We start from the raw sequence: 21,657 nt of genomic DNA, 5'->3' as shown, positions 1-21,657 counted from the left end.
CATCTCGAAGCGGAAGAATTAATAACTTTTCAAGGTGACGAACAAAGAAGAATCCCGAATATCCACTGGATAGACGCCAAGCCCGCCGTCCAGATCGATGTCGATATTGGCTTTTTCTTTGAAGGCGCACCAGACCAGCTTGGAGCAGTTCTTGTCTCCTGTGCACGAAGTCAACCGGTTCGTGGCGAAATTATACGAATAGTCTTCACCCAAACGGCCGTTCGCCCAATCGGCAGCTTGCGCTCTGGCAGTCGTGCTGGCGTGCTCTTTCTTGAGCGTAATGATTTTGGAGCCTTTATCGACGCGCTTGTCGATCAGCTTCACTTTGCGAACACCGGTGCTGGGCACGGATTCCACGATATAGTCTGGGGTGTAATAGATGCCGACGTGGCCATGGGGAATGCCGGCTGTTGAGGCGGTTTCGAAGAAGACGTCGCCTTTGCTGCTTGAGGCGAGCGGATACACGCCTGAACCTTTGTCAGCAGAGTAGATGCCCTCTTGCGGCTCGGGAACTTTCAAGCTTAATTCTTCGTACATTTGGCGGGCGATGGCATCGCTTGATTGCTTCGTGACGCTGGAAGCGTATTCAATATCGGATGCAAGCTGTTCTTTCGTGACATTCGGATACAATTCCAGAATGCGGTCCATGATGTCGTCTTGGCCGAGGGCGCTGATAGGGGCAGGCAACACCAGCACGAGCAGAATAAGGGCAAACACAAACTTTTTCATCATATTCCTCCTTAGACATTAAAATATGCTTACACGGCCATTATACAGCCATTGTGGAAATATATTCAATAAATATACAAATATTTAACACATACTTCTGTCGCTGAAAAATAAATTTCTCAAACTTTAGTAGGAAACTATCAGGGGGCAGAGCAGATGTTCATGCCAGAAGATTGAGCGGTCATGATTGAGGGTCAATGTGGCTTGAGCCATTGCTCGATCAGATTAGCTGAAGACATTGCCCAGCCGAGCTCCAAATGATTGTGCCGTACCGTTGCATTGCCGGCCACATTGCCGATGCCTTGAACAGAGGCTGCACTTTGGAGGAAGACGACGCCATCGCTTGGGCCCGTGTGCTCACTATGAATGATGGAGATGTCGTTCTGATTGCCCGACAGCAAATACGTCTCGATTGTCGCCGGAATGCCCGCCGCCAAGATCGTATTGACCAGCGAACCTTGACGTATAGCCGCATCGATGCCGTCTCCACTCGTGAAAAATCCTTGACCGCCATAGTAGGTCGTATACCAATCCTGCTCATCGAGAGGTAGCGGGTAGACATCCGCCCATTTGGCCAACATTTGCCGCTGTCCCGGGAAAAAGTCGCCTTGCGCCGTGGCGTAGACGGATAGCTCGGGGTGATGCCGCCACAAGCCATAACACATCATCTGCGTATGCGGGGAAGGGGCATTCGTATTCCCGCCGCATGCCGGAATAATGCCGAAATTGAAGGTCCATCCGTGGCGGAAAATGAAATCCATGCCTTTGTTCGGATTGCCGATCAGGATCAACTTGCGAATGTCACCGGCATAAGGGGTGCCGCCAGCTTTGGTGACCGAGGAGGCGTACATTCGGGAGGCGAACGCGCCTTTGCTCCAGCCGATGACGTCGACCTTGCTTGCGCTCGTAACGTCCTTGATGACGTTGATCGCATCATGGATCAGTTCGGCGGCATAGTAGTTATCCCCGTGCTTATGTCCGAAATTGATCGCAAATACTTTGTAGCCTTTGCTAACCAAAAATTGCATCAGCCCGGTGCTCGGACAAGCAGCGGCGCCGCAGGCGTTGGAACCGGCCTCGTTCGGATTGGCCCAGGCCCGATCGGCGTTGTCGTTGGCGCCATGAACGAGAAGAACTGGCGTCTGCACCGGATTCGTATCGAACTGTGGAGCATAGTAGAGCAAGAAGCGGCTGGAATGCGGCTGCTTCACTCCGCCGAAAAACGTCAGCCGCTGGCCGTTCTGATCGCCCCGTCCATCTGTTGGATAGTCTTCTGCGGCGAACAGCGGGCTGTTGTCCTTCCAGCGCTCCACCTTGCTCCAGCCATTGCTGACGCTCGCATACGTCTGCTCCAGCACGAGCTTCGTCCCGCTTCCCTGTACTGAAGAGAGCGGTGCAAGCAGCGCGCAGAGGAGCAGCACAGCGGCTGCAATGGCAGGCAAACATCGTGTATGCATTGACATCCTCCTTTGATTGGCGGCTGTCCACATATTATGGTTGGCGTACAGCCGCTTTGTTGTAAGAAGCGCCGCATGGCGGCACCAATCAGATTATATAAGAAAGCGGTTGCAAAATGGTTGCACGTGGTGAAAAAGGTAATGTGGATAGTATGGGGATTTTAGGTAAACAAGGGTGAGGGAGTTCGTCTATGAACTTGTCGTTGACCCCTAATAGCGCAAAAATCCCGGGAGATCGACGACAGCCGATTTTGCTACCATGGCCTGTAGTATCAAGGATAATTATGTTACATAGTTTTGGGATACATAGTGTTTTTCTTTGTTGCTTTTTTTCGGAAACGCTGCCACTAAAGCTTTTTTACGGGGTATGTAACGTACCTATAAGGAATTGAATGCCTAACTAGCTATGCGGCCCGTATGAGCGGTTCTTTGGTATGTAACGTACCTATGAGGAATTGAATGTGCTGCTCGCTCTCTTGGACTTTTTGTAGGCGATAGGTGAGTATTTAGCCACTTAATATTATCTGCTGAATAGACTCACTACCGCTTCGTCTGTGTTGATAGTCTAGACTCCATTGGATTCTGTCCAATGAAACAGCACGGTTATAACTTGGCAGAGAGGTTTCATTGGAATTCGTCCAGTGGATTGGGGCTCATTTAGCGGAAATCTCTATAGATCGGTGAAATCCGCTGTACGAAATACAGTCAAAGTGCTGTTTGGACGTAAAGTCTGTACATTTCACTGTATGATTTCCAGTGGAATATGCGAGTTACCTCCACCTGTGCTGCAAAATGCGTATGGCGCTCCTTTTTCATTGCCATCCACCCTTTTTCAGCCTTTCTAACACGTACTACTAGCACCACTTATGCCTGGTTGCACCACTCATAAGCCATGCAATGTCCGCCACGCTGCTGGCTTCACATCACCACTTAGCGCCGGAATTAGGCCCGCCCGTGACTATTGCATTGCGTACCACGTGGCCACTCCTCCGCACACCATGCTGGATACAGTGAAAATGGCCACTTGCTCTGGCGATTGCGCTGTGCTAAGATAATGGTAACTTTTACAGAACGGAGGGTTCCCAATGATTGATAAGGCAGCCTTCTTCCATTTCGGAAGAATCCGATTGAACGTTTTTGACACTAACTGAATAGTGCTCAATGGCTCTGCCTGTGTGCAGAGTAATCGGGATTGGTCTGCCTATTTTTAGGGAACCCTATATACTGCATGACAGAAGAGGGAGGACGAATTGACCCTCTTTTTTTGTGCCCTTAAAACATAGTACCTGCCAAGGATGAAGCGCGTACCGTCAGTATCTTGATCGAACGCTCCGCCTGCTGCCGTCTTTAATCGACTTGTCTTACAAGTGCAAGGACTGCAACGGGGCGGTGCTCATGGATCTATCGACGGTAGCCAAATTACTGATTGGGTGATCGCCACTACGCCGCTCGTTGTGCCTCATACAGAGGGACTGACGCCAGCGGATGCAGTGTGTTTTGTCACCCGAGTTCGTAATTGATCTGCGCGCATTAGCGACTCTTTTTTTCCGTTTACTCGAAGCACAGGCGACACGTCTGTGTTTTTTTGCGTTCATTCGGTATTCAACGCTCAGGATGGAATCAGGTTAAAAAGGCATTTCTTGAACAACCTCTTTATGCGCGAAAAGCTCGCGAGCATAAGGGGCATAATTGAACATTATCTACAAGTAAAGTAACGGAGGAATCACATATGGAACAACTTACCGTAGAACCACAAAAGGCGATACTCGCCGGAGTCAATTTGAATCACCAGCCGGATTTCGAATATTCCATGGAGGAGCTTGCCAACTTGGCTGCTGCCTGTGATGTGGAAGTCGCAGGCGTCGTGACGCAGAATCTGAGCAGGGTCAATACGTCGCATTACATCGGCACCGGCAAGCTTCAGGACGTGAGGGCGTTGATGGAGCTGCACCAGGCTAATATGGTCATCTTCAACGACGAGCTGTCTCCTTCCCAGATTCGCAACTTGGAAAGCGAGCTCGATTGCAAAGTTATCGATCGGACGATACTCATTTTAGATATTTTCGGCGATCGGGCGCGAACGAGAGAAGCGCAGCTTCAGGTCGAGGTGGCGGAATTGCAATACATGCTGCCGCGCTTGGTTGGCCTGCGTGAATCCCTTGGCCGTCAGAGCGGCGGTGTCGGCACGAAGAACAGAGGCGCGGGCGAGAAGAAGCTGGAGCTCGACCGCCGCAGAATCGAGGAGAAAATCAACGCGCTGAACAAGGAGCTGGAGGTGCTCGTCGCCCACCGTCAGACGCAGCGCAAAAAGCGCAAGAAGACCGAGGTTCCGGTCGTGTCGCTCGTTGGTTATACGAATGCGGGCAAGTCTACCGTCATGAATGCGTTGGTGGAGCTGTACACAGAGACGAAGGACAAATTCGTCTTTGAAAAAGATATGCTATTCGCCACGCTGGAGACGTCCGTGCGCAATATCGAGCTGGAGGACAACAAGACGTTCTTGCTGACGGATACGGTCGGCTTCGTCAGCAAGCTGCCGCATCATCTCGTGAAGGCATTCCGTTCGACGCTGGAAGAGGTGAAGGATTCGGAGCTGCTCGTCCATGTCGTTGACTTCTCCAATCCGGAATACGAGCAGCACATCCGCATTACGAACGAGACGCTGAAGGCGATTGGCGTCGAGGACATTCCGATGATATACGCCTACAATAAAATCGATCTGAAGGAAGGCGATATCCCGCAATCTCAGGATAACATTGTGTATACGGCCGCCAAGCAGAAGCAGGGCATCGATGAGCTTATCGGGGCGATTCGGGAGCGGATTTTCAAAGATTATGTAAAATGCGAGATGCTCATTCCTTACGATCAAGGCCAGCTTGTCTCGTACTTGAACGAGCATGCAACGATTCTCTTGACCGAGTATGAGGAGCATGGAACGAAGCTGACGCTCGAATGCAGACAGAGCGACTACTCCAAATACGAACTGTACGTCTGCAGTTAAACAGCTAACAGCTCAGAACAGCCCGATCTTACGGTGAAAAATAGGGTAGCTAGTCCATGAAATATCTGGTACGATATATTCCGCTTACACGAATTGATGCTGCAGACAGGTGGAACCTCAAGTGAAAAATTGGAAGAGTATTTTGTTGTTAGCGATCCCATCTTTGCTGTCCTTTGCGACGCAGACGGTAATCGGAACGATTAATCTGATTATGGTGGGGCATTTGGGCGCTATCATTATTGCGATTGTGGGCGTCGTTAACATTATCATTTATAATACGTTCGCCTTATTCTCTGGGATAGGCCATACCGTTAACTATCTAGTTGCCCAGAACTATGGCGCGAATGAAATGAAAAGCGGGATTCGGCGCACCTACATCGCCCTTTACATTAGTGTGACGGTCGGCATATTGCTGTTCTTGATTGGCTTGTTTTTCTCCGACAACATCCTATACTTGGCCAGCGGCTCGAGGGAAATTACCGAGCTGGGAACCTACTACTTGCAATTGCGGATCTTTGCGCAGTCCTTCGGCATCGTCTCGTTCTCGCTGCATGGCTTTTTGCGGGGAATCGGTGATACGAGAACCTCGATGATACTGTCGATTGCGAGCAACGTTACGATTGTGGCGTTGGTGTACGTGTTGACGTTTGGCCATTTCGGGTTCCCGGAGCTGGGGCTGAACGGAGCGGGCTACGCGATATTAATTGGCGAAATCGTCGGCATTATTTTGGCGCTGTATGTGTTCTTTGTAAGGAAGCATAAGCAATTCAACACGCGGTCCAGAGTGAAGGTGCGTCTAAGCGAATTGAAGCAGCTCGTTAGTGAAAGCTTCAAGCTCGGAATGCAGGAATTTTCGATGAGCGTGTCCATGTTTATTTTCACGATGTTCGTCGCACGGCTTGGGACGACGGCACTAGCTGCCAACGAAATAGCCCTTAACGTGATGGCCTTCGGGTTCATGCCTGCGTTTGCCTTCGGCTCAACGGCGACGATTATGGTGGGGCAGGAAGTGGGGCGCGGAGATCCGCTGCGAGGCAGGCGCGTGGGGACCGATGTTGCCATAATGGGCTCCATATTTATTTTGCTGCTTGGCGCGGCGGAGTTCATATTTGCAGAACCGATTGCGAAGCTCTACAACAATACCGACCCGGAAGTATTCCATCTGGCAGCGGTGCTGATCATGACTTCGGCATTTTTGCAGTTGTTCGATGCGCTGTACAACTTTTATGCGGGCGCTTTGCGGGGCATAGGGGATACAACCTTCCTCATGCGCGCTTCGCTCGTCACCAGTTGGCTCATTTTCGTGCCGCTTGCGTACGTGTTTATTTATGTGTTCGACTGGGGAAGCATCGGCGCATGGATGTCGCTGTACTTATATTTGATGGTGCTCGGCATATCGTTGATGGTGCGTTTTTACCGTACGGATTGGGGAAATATACTCATCAAGAAGACGGTGCAGGAACGGAAGCAGGAGAATTCCTTGAGTGTATAAAGATGGACGTCCTAAAATAACCAAATAGAAATGTAATGAAAACAACGCGTTGAGTAACATGCGTTGTTTTTCTTTATATTTGATTTACATAACAATCTTGAAATGGTAAAGTGTAGGTGACTAAAGGTTCCATATTAAGGAAGGTGAGGCTGTGAGTTCCGTCAGTACGGTGGTTTCAACCTTGGGGGAACTGATTCAACGCTATCGAAATGAGCAGGCAATGACGCAGACCCAGTTGGCCGATTTAGCAGGGATTAACAAAGGAAGCATTTCCAAAATCGAGAACGGGGATTTTAAACGGCCCGATTATAGAACGATACAACCTCTCATTGCAGCGTTGCAAATTCCCCTCCATGAAGTGATCGAGCATTATGCATTAACTGACCCGCGGTCAGAGACGATGTTCGAATTGCTGCAGCAGTCCGTTCCCTATCAAGACAGTTCATTAACAGTTAGAATAGCTTCTCATTTTTTGGCTTGCCAAGATGAAGTAAGCGACATATTGCTGCAAAAGTTATTTCACTTTACCCAACAACTAACAGGCCCGACCGAACTCCAACTTGCGTTATTCGAAATTGTTATCAGTTATGCCAGAAGCCACGGAATGCAGCTGCACGTTGCAGAAGGCATGCTTCATAAGTATTTAGTGGAACGAAATGATTTCAGCAAGCTGGAGGAGACTTTTCAATCGGGGAAATATGTTTTGCAATACATCGAGTTCTTGTCTAGCGAGGAACAGGTCACTTTGTATTACAAGCTGGGCGTGCATGCGTATAATTTGAGAAGGTTTAGCGAGTGTATCGAGCTTTGCAAGAAGGCTGTCATTGAAGATCGAACCGAGAGCAGCTTTAAAGCGTACTCAACTCTGCTGATATGTTCCTCCTATTTTCATCAAAAGCAGTATGAACTTGCAGAAAAATACTTGAAGACATTCAGCTTGTTCAGCTTTCCTTTTGTCAAAGAAAATGTAGAACTAATGACGGCCAAGCTCCATGAAAAGAAGGGGGATATCGAATTAGCAATTGCACAACTGCAGCAATGCCTAGAATCTTCTTCCGATAAAATTAACATCGTAAACGCACTTCTAACTCTATACCTCTCGAAACGCGACCTGCAATCTGCACATCAATTATTTGACCGTGAACAAGATCTTATCACCGCAGAACGATTGAATCCTACACTAGGTGCTGAGCATGCACATTACTTGATGAATAAAGGAAAATATTTAAAAATAGTCGATAAATATAATGAGGCAATCGATTGCTTTATCCAAAGCGCAACCATATTCGCGAACATATGTGAGCAAAAATACACGTACGAATGTTTAGAGCTAATCTTTCAACTTTCAAAGAGTATGGATGACAGTACAGTTGAAATGAAGGTGAAAAAACTATTTGCCGAGCTAAAAAATGAGGAGGTCGTAGTATGAAAAAAATGATATCTAAGTTGTGTATCGCGATTATAACGGCTTCTCTTCTTTTATTGCCAACAATGGCAAATGGTTATGAGAGTGTAAAACATTATCATGCAGTTACTCCCGGTGATGGTCCCTCTATACCTTGGTCAAAATCTGGAACTATTGCTGCATTTAGCGGCGGGGATGTCATTGCACCGTGGTGATAACCCGACCATGTAAGGGCGCTGCTCTAGCGCCCCTTTTTTGTAACAATCGAACTACAATGAATGCAAAAAAATGTAGAATACAGTCGAAAAACTCACATCATTTATAAAAACAAGATTCTGAGCAGACTGTAATATAATGACAATGACATGCAGTTGCTAGATGATAGCCCCTCTAGCGGAAAGCTGTGATCTCACTATTAAAAGGGGGAAAAGGTCATTGATCGTTTTTACTTCGATAGCTCAGTCAATGAGAAAAGCGTTGCGGATGAAGTGTTGTTATGCAAAATTGAGAAAACGCGCCAGAAACTGAGACAAGCCATTGATAGCGGCAAAACATTCACAGATGGCGATGTAATCGAGCTTAGCCAGCAGCTAGACGAGTATTTGGTTGAAATTCAGAAGAAAAAACTCATCAAAAAAGCGATGACAGAGATTTCCGACAACTTGGTTTAGGCACACCACTATTTCTTTTATAAGGAGGAAACTATGAGATCCATATTCAGGAATTGGTTGAAGGTGGCCCTCATTGCCTGCTTCATCCTTGGCACGAACCATTCCATTTATGCGGCAGAGGTGCGCTACGATTACAATCAGAACGGCCAGTTGTACAGAACGGAAGGTGGCAAGGAGGCGTACGATCTGAATTACGATAGCAACGGGAACATGGTTGGGAAAAGAAAAGGGTACAGCCAGCTTCAAGACTCGACCATTAACAATGTGCAAAATGCTGTGTTTGCGCATGGAGATCAGCAGCTAGGCACGCACTGGCTGAAAGTAACGGAAGGAACGGCTAACGCGCATTATGCAAGAATGCAGGCAGGCTCGAACTACTATCAAAAAATAACGGCTTCGAACATGAGCCGCGATGCGATCGCGGGTGTAAAACAAGAGATTCCAATCTCCGTTCTCCCCCATCAAGTCTTGCAAATGAAGGCCGCCGTGGAGGCAAAAAACTTGACTAACGCAACAATCCAACTGCTGGCCTCCTATCGCACGGATAAAGGCTACACTAAGCCCAGAATCGTACGGTCTTATTCATCTAACACGAATGGATTTATAACGTTGTCGGGCACGGGGGCGATAGTTCCGGAACATGCAACGCAAGCGATGATCTATATTGTAATTCGTGCCGAGGGGGATCAGGCCGCCGGGGAATTGAACATAAGAGGCGTCTACGCTATGGTCGGCCATAACGACAATCATCTGATAAACGGCGATTTTCAAACTGTAGGCACGGGGGAAGAGCCGGTATTGTGGGAGCGCGCCATGGATCAGGTCCGGCAGGCGCACATTCAGTTGCAGCGCAACAACCGCAATCAATATGTGAAAGTGTCGGGTTCGGGCATCGGTAAAGACGGGTTTCTTGGAGTGACACAAAAATTCGAGACCAAAAGCGTCTCCTACCATGTCAGCGCCGCCGTGAAGATCGAACAGCTCAACGGTGCGGCAGCTGAAATTGCCGTCGACTTTTACAAGAAAGACGGGACATGGATCGAAAGACAGGTGGTGCGGCAGCATCCTTATCTGACGGCAGGCAAATTCATTACCGTATCCGATACGATAAGAGCGCCCTTGAAAGCGGATTATGCCGCGCTAATGGTTGGAATCAAAGGGCTGAGTAATGAAGCCGCGGGAACCATTTATGTGGACAATGTGCAATTTCGGTTAGGCACATTCAAGGGGATATTATCCAACTTCTTGTTCGATTACAGAAGCGAGGATGATCCAACGGTGAACGGTTGGGAGATCATCGCGTCTGATTCGAAGAAAGTTCAAGCGGATCTGAAATATATGGATGGAAAAACGCTTCATGTCATCACTGCAAAAGACCTGAGCGGATGGGAGGCGGCTGGAATTAGCCAAGAACTATCTGTAAATAACATCACGAAATATCATTTAAGGGTTGGCGCGAGTGTGCGTCAGCTTAAAGGAGCAATATTCATGGTCTCAGTCCAATTTTATGACCGCAACGGCGCGCCAATTCGATTTATAGGCTTCAAGGAGCCGACATACGATTCCGTCACCGGGGATGAATACGTAACGAAAAGCACAACTAGTTATACGGTGCCTAAGGATGCGGTAACGGCCCGTGTGAACGCGGTCATACGTTCTGAGTCCCTGAGCGGGGAAGGCAAAGTGTTAATCAACTTCATTCACTTCATGCCATCAGGTCCGCCTCCGGACGATCCGATCAGTGTGCCAACACCGCCCAAGCCGCCCGCAACCAGCTAAATCAAATAAACGACTGAAGATCACGCTTTTAGGAGGATAGAGCATGAAAAAATGGATTGCCGTTATTCTTGTATTCCTATTGACGATAACTGGAATGCCTGTTGTATCTGCGCAAGAGTTTTTCTCTTCTGCAGGGCCGCCCCTGCATTCGCCTTCCGTCACTTCCAATGTATATGGGGCTCAAGCAACTTTCGCAGATTTTAATCCAGAAGAGCTGATTACCATTACATCCGTCACCGAGAGGTTTGGCGTGACAAGGGATTGGGTGCAGACGGAGCTGCTCAACGGTTATCAGCTTCATCAAATCTATCAAGGCCTGCAAGCTCAGCGGCAGGGTAAAGACTATGAAGAGTTCATGAACCATACCTATCCGAAGCCTTCTCCGGATCCTCTTATAGCTCATCAGGAACAAGTGAAGAGTGTATCGGAGGCTGTATATCAAGCCAGTGTAACGGAGCAAGTATACGGCAAGAAGGAACGGTCGGTAACGGATCTGGTGTACGGATTGCGGATGTTCTCCGGCAGCGATCCTTATGATGAAATCGCCTTGCGTAATAAGCCGATTCGGCTGGATCAATCTCCTTACTCCGTTGGGTCTGTAAATGATCATATCTCGACTGTTGATGGATCGCTGCGCGTGGAAGAAACGGATCTGGTCATGCCGGGCCCGAACGGCTTGGACTTTGCGCTGCGGAGAATCTATGACAGCTCTTTGGCGAAGGACGATATTTATGTGGACAGATGGAATGGGAAGAACAGTACGCAGGAAACACAGGAAGAACAAATATTCCATCTCGGCAAAGGGTGGATCTGGGATATTTCGTATATTAAGAAGGTCAACAACAACCGCTATATCTACATTTCGGGCCTTGGCACCTACAGCTTATCCGAAAATGACCGACTGCTCGGATATCCATTCCGCGATTTGGACTTTAGTGATACGGACAAGTACCTACAGACAGGAGATAGAGCCTCCTATGAACTCCATAATCTGAAGACGGGAATCACGCAGTATTTTAACCATGTCGGCAAACTGATATTAATTGAAGATAAGTATGGCAATTGGATTCAATTTTCGTATAAGTACGAACCGGATGTTGGAGAAGTTCTATATCGGATCCAAAGCTCGGCCAGGGAGCACCGATACTCGAACGCAATGTATATTTCCTATCATAGAGACCATACAATTTCCATTGAAATCGGGGATCGGAAGGTCACCTATAAGAAAAAGAGAGTCAGTAAAATAAAGAATGATGTGCTCTCCCGGGAGCAAGATATCTTAACGGAAGTAATCGATCCGCTTGGGCGTTCGACCAAATATGATTACGGCGTGTGGAACTGGCTGAACTTTAATCTGGTTGATTCATACAAATATCTGACTGGAAATGATCGCATCATATTCTGGGGGAAGAACGAGACCATCGCGCTGGGGGTAATTGAACACCCAACCAAGGCCATTACGGAATATGGATTCGATAGTGTCATTTATCGGAAGATCGGGGAGTATGCAGAAGAGCAGGTTATAAGGTACAAAGCACGTCGTAACTACTATAGCTCACAGCAAAATACGAAGAAGAATGAGCTGATATTGAGATATAACAATGGGGATGTAGGGCAGTATTTTGATCAAAACTTCGCGTTTTCTGTAGAGGTTTACGACAAATTTAAGACTGTAACCTATACGTACGACAAACAGTATACGGATTACCTCTCTCCTTCGGTAATATATAACACGAGGAAGGCTATTGCAGACCAGCAAACAAACAACAGTCAGGTGTTTACGTACAGGTACGATACAGCTCGAAGAAATCCGAATCCGATCCGCATCGAGGAGACGAATTATCAAGGAGGAGCTTCATCCGCGTCCCGTGTTACAACACGGACGTATGATCGCAATGACTGGGGCTTTATTGAATCCGAGACGAATCCGCTAGGAGCAACAAGCCGTTACGAGTACGCCATCGTGTCGCTGAGGAAGTTCGGCTTGATGAACAGTGTCCTGCCGATAGATCGGGACATGAACCTGCGTTCCGAGTATGAATATGATGAGGAACGCGGAGGATTAATGCAGGCGCTCTCCAAGAATGACAAGGGAGAGATTGTTCAGCAGCTAAATTATGAGTATGACTATGCCGGCAATCCGCTCAAGATTCGAATCAAGGGAGATACTTCCGAGACCGTTGTTTATCAACAATTCAACCCTGATTTCAAGCGATTCTTTTTAAGCGGGCAAATAGTAGGCGTTAAGAACGTTGACGGCAGCAATGAAGTGGTCGAAAGCAGTGTGGACTATATTCCTGAGACAGGGCTTCCGACCAAATTTACAGACGGCAATGGAAACAGTACCGCCTATACGTATGACAAAATTGGGCGAATTACGGCCGAAGTCAATCCGGATGGAACGAAGACAACAATCGTTTATGATGATCAAGCAAATAAGATGTTCATCACCGATCCGAATGGGCTGCGAATCGAGAAGCATTTCGATCCGCTCGGCAATCTTATCGCCGAAACCAACGGGCGTGGTATTGCCGAACATGCGTATGATGAGAACGGCCGGCTCATTCGAAAAGGGAAGTTTGGCGGACAGCTTCAGATTGAATATGAGTATGACGCCTGGGATCGCGTCATCAAGGAAAACTTCCTTTACGGAGTGAATCGTATCGTCTATGACGATGCAGCCAACACGAAGACGACGATCGACGGGGCCAACAACGCCATTCGTGAAACGTACGACATCATGAACAGGCTCATAAAGAAAGAAGAAATCAAGCCATCCGGTCAGGCGGTGGTATTGGCCCGTTACGAATACGATTATGCGGGGAACGTCAAGGTTGCGTATGACGGGAACAACAACGCAACGAAATATGAGCACGATGTATTGGGACACGTGATCGCCGTAACGGATGCCGGAGGGAAAACGACGCGTTATTCTTACAGCTTGAATGGCGATTTGGTGCAAGTCCGATACGCGGATGGCAATACGAACAGGAAACGATATGATGACATCGGCCGTTTGCTGGAGCAAACCGACCCGATGAGGCAAAGCAAGCGTTTCTATTATGACGGCTACGGCAACGTGGTAAAAAGCATTGATCGGAAAGGTCAAGCTCAACAATTCGGCTATAATAACCGGAATCTCTTGGTCAGCAGCATTGCTGCGGGTGAAACCATTTCGTATACGTATGATGCGGCAGGCAAACGAACGGCGATGACCGATCAGACGGGGACGACGAGCTACGTGTACCATCCGTCGGGCGAATTGGCAACTATCACGTACCCGGATAGGACGGTCCTGTCATTTGATTATGATGCACGCGGGATACGAAAGGAACAATCCATTGCTGCAGGTCCATATCAGTTAAGGACTCAATCGCAATTGAACCTCATCCTGCCCATTCCAAGGCAAGTGGATGTGATAGATGGAGCAGGGGGACAGCTCGGCCAATTTACTTACACGTATGATGGCTCATATAACCGCGTATCCCAATTGCAGTCCTCGATAGGCCTGAATGAATCGTTTGCGTACGACGGATTGAACTTGACTGGCATTCAGCAGAAGCAAGGCGAGGCCCCATTCGCTCAGTATGCGTATACCTATGACAACAACCGCAACATAACGGGCAAGACGGATAACGGCCCTTCGTTCCAGTTCACGTACGACCCGCTGAACCGGATTAAGACGTCGAACCAGTTCAATGAAAGGTACACGTATGATGTCAGAGATAACCGGAGCACGTTAAAGAGCGATAAGGTGCCGGATATCCAAGGCGCAAGTTATACCTATGACAGCCGGAACCGCTTGACGCAAGTCACGACAGAAAAAGGAATAACAGTCTCCTATCGCTACAACGGAGATGGCCTCATGGTCGAGCGCAGCGAAGACGGCGTGACCACCCGCTACTATTATGACGACCGGGCGCTCATCGTGGCGGAAGGCACCGTGAACCCGGACGGAACGGTGGGCATCACAGCGGCTTACGTGCACGACGCGAGTGGCAAGCTGCTGGCTCGCCAAGTGCCGGGACAGAGCGGGCTGCAATATTACTTCACGAACGGCCACGGGGACGTCACGGAAATCCGCGACGCTCAGGGGAATTTGCTCAATCGCTACACGTATGATATCTGGGGCAATCCGCTGACGGAAGAAGAGCAGGCACCGAATATATTCCGCTACTCGGGCGAGTATTGGGACAAGACGACGAACCTGCAATACCTGCGGGCCAGATGGTATGATCCGAGTATCGGGCGGTTTATAACGGAGGATCCGTTTGAAGGGGAACTGACGAATCCGCTCAGTCTGAACCCGTATACGTATGTAGAGAATAATCCGCTGACGAAGATCGATCCGACCGGGAACAGCGCTTGGGAGTTATGCGCGGGCTCCTTACTCTGTTTTTCAGCCGGAACGAAAGTGAAAACGGAACAAGGACTAAAACCGATTGAAGAAATTCAAGTGGGAGATAAAGTCCAAACGAGAAATGAGGAAACCGGGGAACTGGGTTACAACCCTGTAGAGGAATTGTTCCAAAGGGAAACGGATGAAACCTATCATGTAAAAGTAAACGGAACCACCATCATAACAACGGCGGAGCATCCATTCTGGATAGCTGGCCAAGGTTGGGTCGAAGCACGTGATCTGAAGAAGGGGGACAAACTGGTCGATCTCGATGACCAAGAAGTTCCCATTGAAGACATTGACGTCAAGAAAGAGCGAATCACGGTATATAATTTCAGAGTCCAAGGCATACACAATTATTTCGTAACGGACTTGAAGATATGGACGCACAATTGCGGCGGTCGTGACGGCGCGCTGTCTGGAGGGAGAATGTCCTCTTCCATTAGTGCCCCAAGAGTCGGAGGCGGAGGGGGTTACTCGCGCCCGGCGAATGTGAGCCGCGGACCTGCCGGAGCTAAGATAGAAATACCGAAAAATGCAGAACAATTCTATAAATCAGTTTTGGATAAAGGCTTGAAGTCTAATAAGGGCATGGGTAATGTATCGAAACTAATTAATTCAAATAACCCGAATGATTACCTTAACGCAGCATTAAAAAGACAAAACTTAAATAAAGCTCCAAATAGTTTTAAAGAAAAGTGGTCTGAAGCGGGTTATGATTTTGAAGTACGGGCACATCCTGCGGACCCTCTTTATGATAAGACAGGGAGTATTTATAGGGTAGCCAGAAGGCAACAGGGAACGGTTCCAGGTACTAATCAAGGTTACGGATGGGAGTACCTTGGTAGTGATGGAAAATGGTATCATACAAGCCTTTTGAAGGCTGGTAATGATGCTGCGGCAAAGGCTACTCATATACAATTAAAGTAGGTGTATAAAGATGGATCTAGCAGATGTAAGACAAGTTGTCCGAGAAATTAATGATTATATAAAAAGAGGCCTGTGGTTTGATTTTGAAATAAAGCAATATCAAGATGGAGAGATTTCATTATATGGCGGTTTAAGCCTTAGCTATCCAGATGTTGAAATAAAATTTAAGGATGTATTTTTCGTATCTCTTCCAATGATGTGGAAGACGGACACAAAAGATACAATCTTAACAGTGCTTGAAGGTGAGGCTGAAAGAGAGATTAGTGAGAAGTTTCAAGTTGAGTATTTACATTATATTTTTAAATTTACGCCTGAAGATTATCCAAGTAATTTTGGATGTTTAATTGCAGCGAAGGAAATATCATATAGTATCCTAACAGAATAACAAATCATTCCTAGTAACTTTAGATACTCACTTGGGTACTATTTATGATAGTAGGTACAACAATAACGATACCCCAATGAAATTAAAAGGTTGTGTAAAAATCTAGAAGTCAAGAGAGTACAAAAATATAGACAGTTTACTTCTGGACAGCAAGATCGTACAATACAACCAACAAACCAAACACTAACTAATTCAAACACTTGATAAACTTTCAAAAGCTCTTTCCAACTTGAACCACGAGTAGGAATGAGCTTTTTTGTATGCTCAAAATCAAAGGAGGACGAAATTAAATGGCAAAACGTGAAAAGGTAGTAACAGAAGAATTGAAGAACCAGCAACCAGCACTGGGAGAAGAAAAGGAAGTACGGTCTATTGCTCAAGCCTGCGCAATATACGAGCAGCTTATGTATGAAATTCGTGGTCATTGTCAGAAAGCTAGGGAATTACGCGAACAGGCGAAAATGTTACAGGAATCAGGGCGTACAGATTTTCAGGTTAGCGAAGAGATTCAGCAGTTGTTGAACCGTGCGGAGCATTTGAATGCGGTAGCAGAGCAAAAGGATGGACTGCCACGCCAGCAAGCATTACAACTCATAGACAGACTAGAGCAAGAAGCGTCCGATTGCAGACAGCTTGTGCAGTATAACCAGAGAGTTCTAGTACGGCAGCAGCAGGAACTTGAAGATGCAAAGGCAGCAGCGGCAAAAAAATGGTTCAGGATGCAGAGGAGCGTCTGGCACAAACAAGGCGAGTATTGGCTGAAAAAGTGGCTCAACTTGCAGAACTGGAGGGCTAAGTGAATGAATAACGGGATATCTCAAAAATATCAAGGCGTGATGCGCGATCTGTTGCAGCAGCATAAGGGAACGGGCAAACGAATTGAACTGATTACGGAGAAGGGAGCCTATACGATGCAGGCAGTTGATATTATTGATAAAAAGACTAGTGAAATAAAAACTAGACGATACTATGGACCCGACGAAAAAGCGGTCAGAGATGCCGATTATACGAATCACGGTAATTCTAAACAACATCCAGAATGGCCACATGAACATATCTTTCAATGGAATAATGATGGATCTTTTAAAAGGATTCCTTAGGGAAGGAGGACTACTTATCACGTACGAGGAATTAATTGAGCGAGTAAAAATGGGTGAGGAATTTCAATTTTACTTGCGTAATGAAGGCTATTGGATTAGTTAAAATCTTAAAGGTTATTATTTAACTAGAGAGAAAGATTGCTTTTCACAATCTTTTTGTTCGACAGATGAATTATTCAAGAACGCTAAAATTAATGGTAAGCCAATTTTTGAATTATGGGATGAAATAGAGATTTAATGTAATAAATACCTTGATAGGCTATTGCCTTTCAAGGTTTCTTTTTATCTGGGGGTTATAAAGCGATTGAAACGATTGAAATAGGGGATAAAGTACTGCGAAGAATGAAGAAACGGGAGAACTGGCGTACAAGGAAGTCGAGGAAACCTTCCAGCGGGTAGCCGAAGAGACCTACCATGTCACCGTAGCTGGCACGACGATGATCACGACCGAAGAGCATCCGTTCTGGGTTCCAAGAATAGGCTGGGTGGAAGCAAAGGACTTGAAAGTCGGAGATCGGCTGGTCGATAATGAAGGCAAAGAGTACCCGATAGAGAGCATCGAGATCGAAAAAGAGAAACGAACGGTCTACAACTTTAAAGTCAATGGATATCATAACTACTTCGTAACGGATTTGAGTATTTGGACGCATAACTGCGGGTCAGGGGCACGCAGCCTGGGTGGATTAGGCACAGTGGCACGCTCATATCCGCCAACTGGTGGCGGGGGGACCTACAATCGCCCGGCCAATGTGAGCCGCGGACCTGTAGGAGTCAAAATAGAAATATCATTACCGAAGAATGTAGATCAGTTCTATAGATCGAGTTTGAAAAAAGGGTTGGAGTCTAATAAGGGTACGGGTAATATTGCTAGCTATAAAGGTCAATCTTTTCATTACAGTCAAGAATCAGTTAAAAAAGGAGGAAAGAGCATTGCTGACCAAATAACCGAGCGTGGATGGAACGATAAGAGGATTGGTGAAGCAATAAATAAACCAGCCGGAACAGTGAACTGGACAGATCAAAGAAAAGGGAAAAATAATGCTCCTGTCACTGCTTATTATCACAAAGATGGAGGCTATGTTGTGAGAAGTAATGCTACTGGTGAGATTATTCAAGTAAGTCAAGTCGGTGACCCTAATTGGAGTACTTACTGGTCACCAGATGCGATAAAATGGATTAAGTAGTATAATAGCGGATGGTAGTTTTGAATTATCATCCGCTTACTAAGTTATTAGGTAGGTGTAGCCATGAATAAAAACATTGAATGGAAATCTGACTATTGCCCTGCTGACATAAATATGATTAAAGCAGTTGAGAAGAATATTGGAATTGTTTTTCCTGATGACTTTCTTCACATAGCCAAAGAATATCACGGTGGAGAACCATCATCAAAAACAATTATTGTAAATAACAAGAAAATTATATTTGGTTATTTATTGACTTTTTTGGCATTTGATGAACTTGATATCTTAGACAAATATAACTCAGAGAAAGATAACTTGCCCCCAAATTATTTCCCTTTTGCAATTGATGAAGAAGGTAATATGTTTTGTTTTGATTATAACGATAACGTTCCTCCTAGAATCGTATTTGTTGAAAAGAAAAATGATGGTTCAATTTCTAGTTTGATAATTGCGCAAAATTTTCTGGATTTTATCCAACTAATGAATTAGTATTCGTGGGGGGACCCAGTACGGAATGAAACCATCATATTAACTAATAACACATATAACCCATGTAATACCTTAATACCCGTATACAGTTTTCGTCATATCATTTGTACGTACATAAATGCTCGAAAAGTATAACCGAATGTAACGATATACCGTTACATTGAATAGGTCGATTATGGTCAGATACCACCATGATTGACCTTTTTTTTGTTACCTTCGTTTTCTTGCGGTTTTTCAAATCTGAGATATAACAATGGGGATGTAGGGCAGTATTTCGATCAAAACTTCACGTTTTCTGTAGATGTGTACGACAAATTTGAGACCGTAACCTATACGTATGACAAACAGTATACGGATTACCTCTCTCCTTCGGTAGTATATAACACGAGGAAGGCTATTGCAGACCAGCAAACAATAGTCAGGTGTTTAAGTACAGGTACGATACAGCTCGAAGAAATCCGAATCCGATCCGCATCGAGGAGACGAATTATCAAGGAGGGGCTTCATCTGCTACCCGTGTTACAACACGGACGTATGATCGCAATGACTGGGGCTTTATTGAATCCGAGACGAATCCGCTCGGGGCAACAAGCCGTTACGAGTACGCCATCGTGTCGCTGAGGAAGTTCGGCTTGATGAACAGTGTCGTGCCGATAGATAGGGATATGAACCTGCGCTCCGAGTATGAATATGATGAGGATCGCGGAGGATTAATGCAGGCGATCTCCAAGAATAACAAGGGAGAGATTGTTCAGCAGCTAAATTATGAGTATGACTATGCCGGCAATCCGCTCAAGATTCGAATCAAGGGAGATACTTCCGAGACTGTTGTTTATCAGCAATTCAGCCCTGATTTCAAGCGATTCTTTTTAAGCGGGCAAATCGTAGGCGTTAAGAACGTTGACGGCAGCAATGAAGTGGTCGAAAGCAGTATGGACTATATTCCCGAGACGGGGCTTCCGTCGAAATATACAGATGGCAATGGAAACAGCACTTCCTATACGTATGACAAACTCGGGCGAATTACGGCCGAAATCAATCCGGATGGAACGAAGACAACAATCGTTTATGATGATCAAGCAAATAAGATGTTCATCACCGATCCGAATGGGCTGCGAATTGAGAAGCATTTCGATCCCTTGGGAAATCTGATCGCCGAAACCAACGGGCGTGGTATTGCCGAACATGAATATGATGAGAATGGCCGAATCATTCGAAAAGGGAACTTTGGCGGACGGCTTCAGATTGAATATGAGTATGAAGCCTGGGATCGGGTCATCAAGGAAAACTTCCTTTACGGAGTGAATCGCATCGTCTATGACGATGCAGCCAACACGAAGACGACGATCGACGGGGCGAACAACGCCATTCGTGAAACGTACGACATCATGAACAGGCTCATTAAGAAAGAAGAAATCAAGCCATCCGGTCAGGCGGTGGTATTGGCCCGTTACGAATACGACTTTGCGGGAAACGTCAAGGTTGCGTACGACGGAAACAATAACGCAACGAAGTATGAGTATGATGTGTTGGGACGCCTTATCGCCGCAACAGATGCCGAAGGGAAGACGACGCGTTATTCTTACAATTTAACTGGCGATCTGGTGCAAATTCAATACGCGGACGGGAATACGGTCAAGAAACGGTATGATGACATCGGCCGTTTGTTGGAGCAAACCGATCCGATGAACCAAAGCAAGCGTTTCTATTATGACGGCAACGGCAACGTGGTGAAAAGCATCGATCGGAAAGGTCAGGTTCAACAGTTTAGCTATAATAACCGGAATCTCTTGGTCAGCAGCGTTGCTGCGGGTGAAACCATTTCGTATGCATACGACGCGGCAGGCAAACGAACGGCGATGACCGATCAGACGGGGACGACAAGCTACGTGTACCATCCGTCGGGCGAATTGGCATCCATCACGTACCCGGATAGGACCGTCATGTCATTTGATTATGATGATCGCGGGATACGAAAGGAACAATCCATTGCTGCAGGACCGTATCGCTTAACGGCCCAGACACAACTGAATCCAATCCTATCTATTCCAAAGGATATCAAAGTGCTGGATGGAGCAGGGGGGCAGCTCGGCCAATTTACTTACACATACGATAGCTCGTATAACCGCGTATCCCAATTGCAGTCCTCAATAGGCCTGAATGAATCGTTTGCGTACGACGGATTGAACTTGACTGGCATTCAACAGAAGCAAGGCGAGGCTCGATTCGCTCAGTATGCGTATACCTATGACAACAACCGCAACATAACGGGCAAGACGGATAACGGCCCTTCGTTCCAGTTCACGTACGACCCGTTGAACCGGATTAAGACATCGAACCAGTTCAATGAAAAGTACACGTATGATGTCAGAGATAACCGGAGCATGTTAACGAACGACAAGGTGCCGGATATCCAAGGCGCCAGCTATACGTACGATAGCCGGAACCGATTGACGCAAGTGAAGATAGAAAAAGGAAAAATGGTCTCCTATCGCTACAACGGGGATGGCCTCATGGTCGAACGTACCGAAGACGGCGTGACCACCCGCTACTATTATGACGACCGGGCGCTCATCGTGGCGGAAGGCACCGTGAACCCGGACGGAACCGTTGCCATAGCGACGGCTTATGTGCAC

At 46.8% G+C, this 21,657-nt stretch carries 14 protein-coding genes and 1 pseudogene; 13 read left to right on the top strand and 2 right to left on the bottom strand.

The window, feature by feature from the left end; translation table 11 throughout:
- Positions 1–18: 18 nt before the first annotated feature.
- A complete protein-coding gene (locus LQV63_RS27895; RefSeq protein ID WP_233699160.1) occupies positions 19–732 on the bottom strand; it encodes a YiiX/YebB-like N1pC/P60 family cysteine hydrolase in 714 nt (237 codons plus the stop codon).
- 191 nt (positions 733–923) lie between these two features.
- Positions 924–2,186: an esterase/lipase family protein gene (locus tag LQV63_RS27890; RefSeq protein WP_233699159.1), complete on the bottom strand. Its 1,263-nt coding sequence runs from the start codon at positions 2,184–2,186 to the stop codon at positions 924–926.
- Between the two features lie 1,729 nt (positions 2,187–3,915).
- On the opposite strand from LQV63_RS27890, the gene hflX reads away from it, so the two are divergent.
- The 13 genes and pseudogenes from hflX to LQV63_RS31875 all read left to right on the top strand — a co-directional run.
- A complete protein-coding gene (gene hflX, locus LQV63_RS27885) occupies positions 3,916–5,187 on the top strand; it encodes a GTPase HflX (RefSeq protein ID WP_233699158.1) in 1,272 nt (423 codons plus the stop codon).
- 121 nt (positions 5,188–5,308) lie between these two features.
- A complete protein-coding gene (locus LQV63_RS27880) occupies positions 5,309–6,679 on the top strand; it encodes an MATE family efflux transporter (RefSeq protein ID WP_233699157.1) in 1,371 nt (456 codons plus the stop codon).
- 151 nt (positions 6,680–6,830) lie between these two features.
- On the top strand, positions 6,831–8,108 hold the full coding sequence (locus LQV63_RS27875) for a helix-turn-helix domain-containing protein (RefSeq protein ID WP_233699156.1): 1,278 nt from the start codon (positions 6,831–6,833) through the stop codon (positions 8,106–8,108).
- The gene (locus tag LQV63_RS27870; RefSeq protein WP_233699155.1) at positions 8,105–8,299 is read left to right on the top strand and encodes a hypothetical protein; all 195 of its coding nucleotides are present in this window, start codon (positions 8,105–8,107) and stop codon (positions 8,297–8,299) included. Before LQV63_RS27875 ends, LQV63_RS27870 begins: the two co-directional genes overlap by 4 nt.
- A 276-nt stretch (positions 8,300–8,575) precedes the next feature.
- A complete protein-coding gene (locus LQV63_RS27865) occupies positions 8,576–8,755 on the top strand; it encodes an aspartyl-phosphate phosphatase Spo0E family protein (RefSeq protein ID WP_233699154.1) in 180 nt (59 codons plus the stop codon).
- Between the two features lie 33 nt (positions 8,756–8,788).
- Positions 8,789–10,534: a hypothetical protein gene (locus LQV63_RS27860; protein ID WP_233699153.1), complete on the top strand. Its 1,746-nt coding sequence runs from the start codon at positions 8,789–8,791 to the stop codon at positions 10,532–10,534.
- A gap of 43 nt (positions 10,535–10,577) precedes the next feature.
- Positions 10,578–15,863 (top strand): polymorphic toxin-type HINT domain-containing protein, encoded by a 5,286-nt coding sequence (locus tag LQV63_RS27855; protein ID WP_233699152.1) that lies wholly within the window; start codon positions 10,578–10,580, stop codon positions 15,861–15,863.
- 10 nt (positions 15,864–15,873) lie between these two features.
- The gene (locus LQV63_RS27850; RefSeq protein WP_233699151.1) at positions 15,874–16,248 is read left to right on the top strand and encodes a hypothetical protein; all 375 of its coding nucleotides are present in this window, start codon (positions 15,874–15,876) and stop codon (positions 16,246–16,248) included.
- Positions 16,249–16,538: 290 nt separating this feature from the next.
- Positions 16,539–17,048 (top strand): hypothetical protein, encoded by a 510-nt coding sequence (locus LQV63_RS27845; protein WP_233699150.1) that lies wholly within the window; start codon positions 16,539–16,541, stop codon positions 17,046–17,048.
- A complete protein-coding gene (locus tag LQV63_RS27840; protein ID WP_233699149.1) occupies positions 17,049–17,348 on the top strand; it encodes a hypothetical protein in 300 nt (99 codons plus the stop codon).
- 359 nt (positions 17,349–17,707) lie between these two features.
- Positions 17,708–18,532 (top strand): polymorphic toxin-type HINT domain-containing protein, encoded by an 825-nt coding sequence (locus LQV63_RS32205; protein ID WP_233699176.1) that lies wholly within the window; start codon positions 17,708–17,710, stop codon positions 18,530–18,532.
- Between the two features lie 63 nt (positions 18,533–18,595).
- Entirely contained in the window at positions 18,596–19,021 is a 426-nt protein-coding gene (locus tag LQV63_RS27830; RefSeq protein ID WP_233699148.1) for an SMI1/KNR4 family protein, read from the top strand.
- 422 nt (positions 19,022–19,443) lie between these two features.
- Positions 19,444–21,657 (top strand): annotated as a pseudogene (locus LQV63_RS31875) (polymorphic toxin-type HINT domain-containing protein); the annotation flags it as partial.

It is taken from the genome of Paenibacillus profundus (assembly GCF_021369635.1).
Classification (GTDB): Bacteria; Bacillota; Bacilli; order Paenibacillales; family Paenibacillaceae; genus Paenibacillus_B; species Paenibacillus_B profundus.
The sequence above is the reverse complement of the archived record's forward strand: the minus strand, read 5'-3'. Positions and strand labels throughout refer to the sequence as shown.

Excerpts from the sequence above, each read along its gene's own strand:
- LQV63_RS27895 (WP_233699160.1), bottom strand. The coding sequence starts at position 732 with ATGATGAAAAAGTTTGTGTTTGCCCTTATTCTGCTCGTGCTGGTGTTG.
- LQV63_RS27890 (WP_233699159.1), bottom strand. The coding sequence starts at position 2,186 with ATGCATACACGATGTTTGCCTGCCATTGCAGCCGCTGTGCTGCTCCTC.
- hflX (WP_233699158.1), top strand. The coding sequence starts at position 3,916 with ATGGAACAACTTACCGTAGAACCACAAAAGGCGATACTCGCCGGAGTC.
- LQV63_RS27870 (WP_233699155.1), top strand. The coding sequence starts at position 8,105 with ATGAAAAAAATGATATCTAAGTTGTGTATCGCGATTATAACGGCTTCT.
- LQV63_RS27860 (WP_233699153.1), top strand. The coding sequence starts at position 8,789 with ATGAGATCCATATTCAGGAATTGGTTGAAGGTGGCCCTCATTGCCTGC.
- LQV63_RS27855 (WP_233699152.1), top strand. The coding sequence starts at position 10,578 with ATGAAAAAATGGATTGCCGTTATTCTTGTATTCCTATTGACGATAACT.
- LQV63_RS27850 (WP_233699151.1), top strand. The coding sequence starts at position 15,874 with ATGGATCTAGCAGATGTAAGACAAGTTGTCCGAGAAATTAATGATTAT.
- LQV63_RS27845 (WP_233699150.1), top strand. The coding sequence starts at position 16,539 with ATGGCAAAACGTGAAAAGGTAGTAACAGAAGAATTGAAGAACCAGCAA.
- LQV63_RS27840 (WP_233699149.1), top strand. The coding sequence starts at position 17,049 with ATGAATAACGGGATATCTCAAAAATATCAAGGCGTGATGCGCGATCTG.
- LQV63_RS27830 (WP_233699148.1), top strand. The coding sequence starts at position 18,596 with ATGAATAAAAACATTGAATGGAAATCTGACTATTGCCCTGCTGACATA.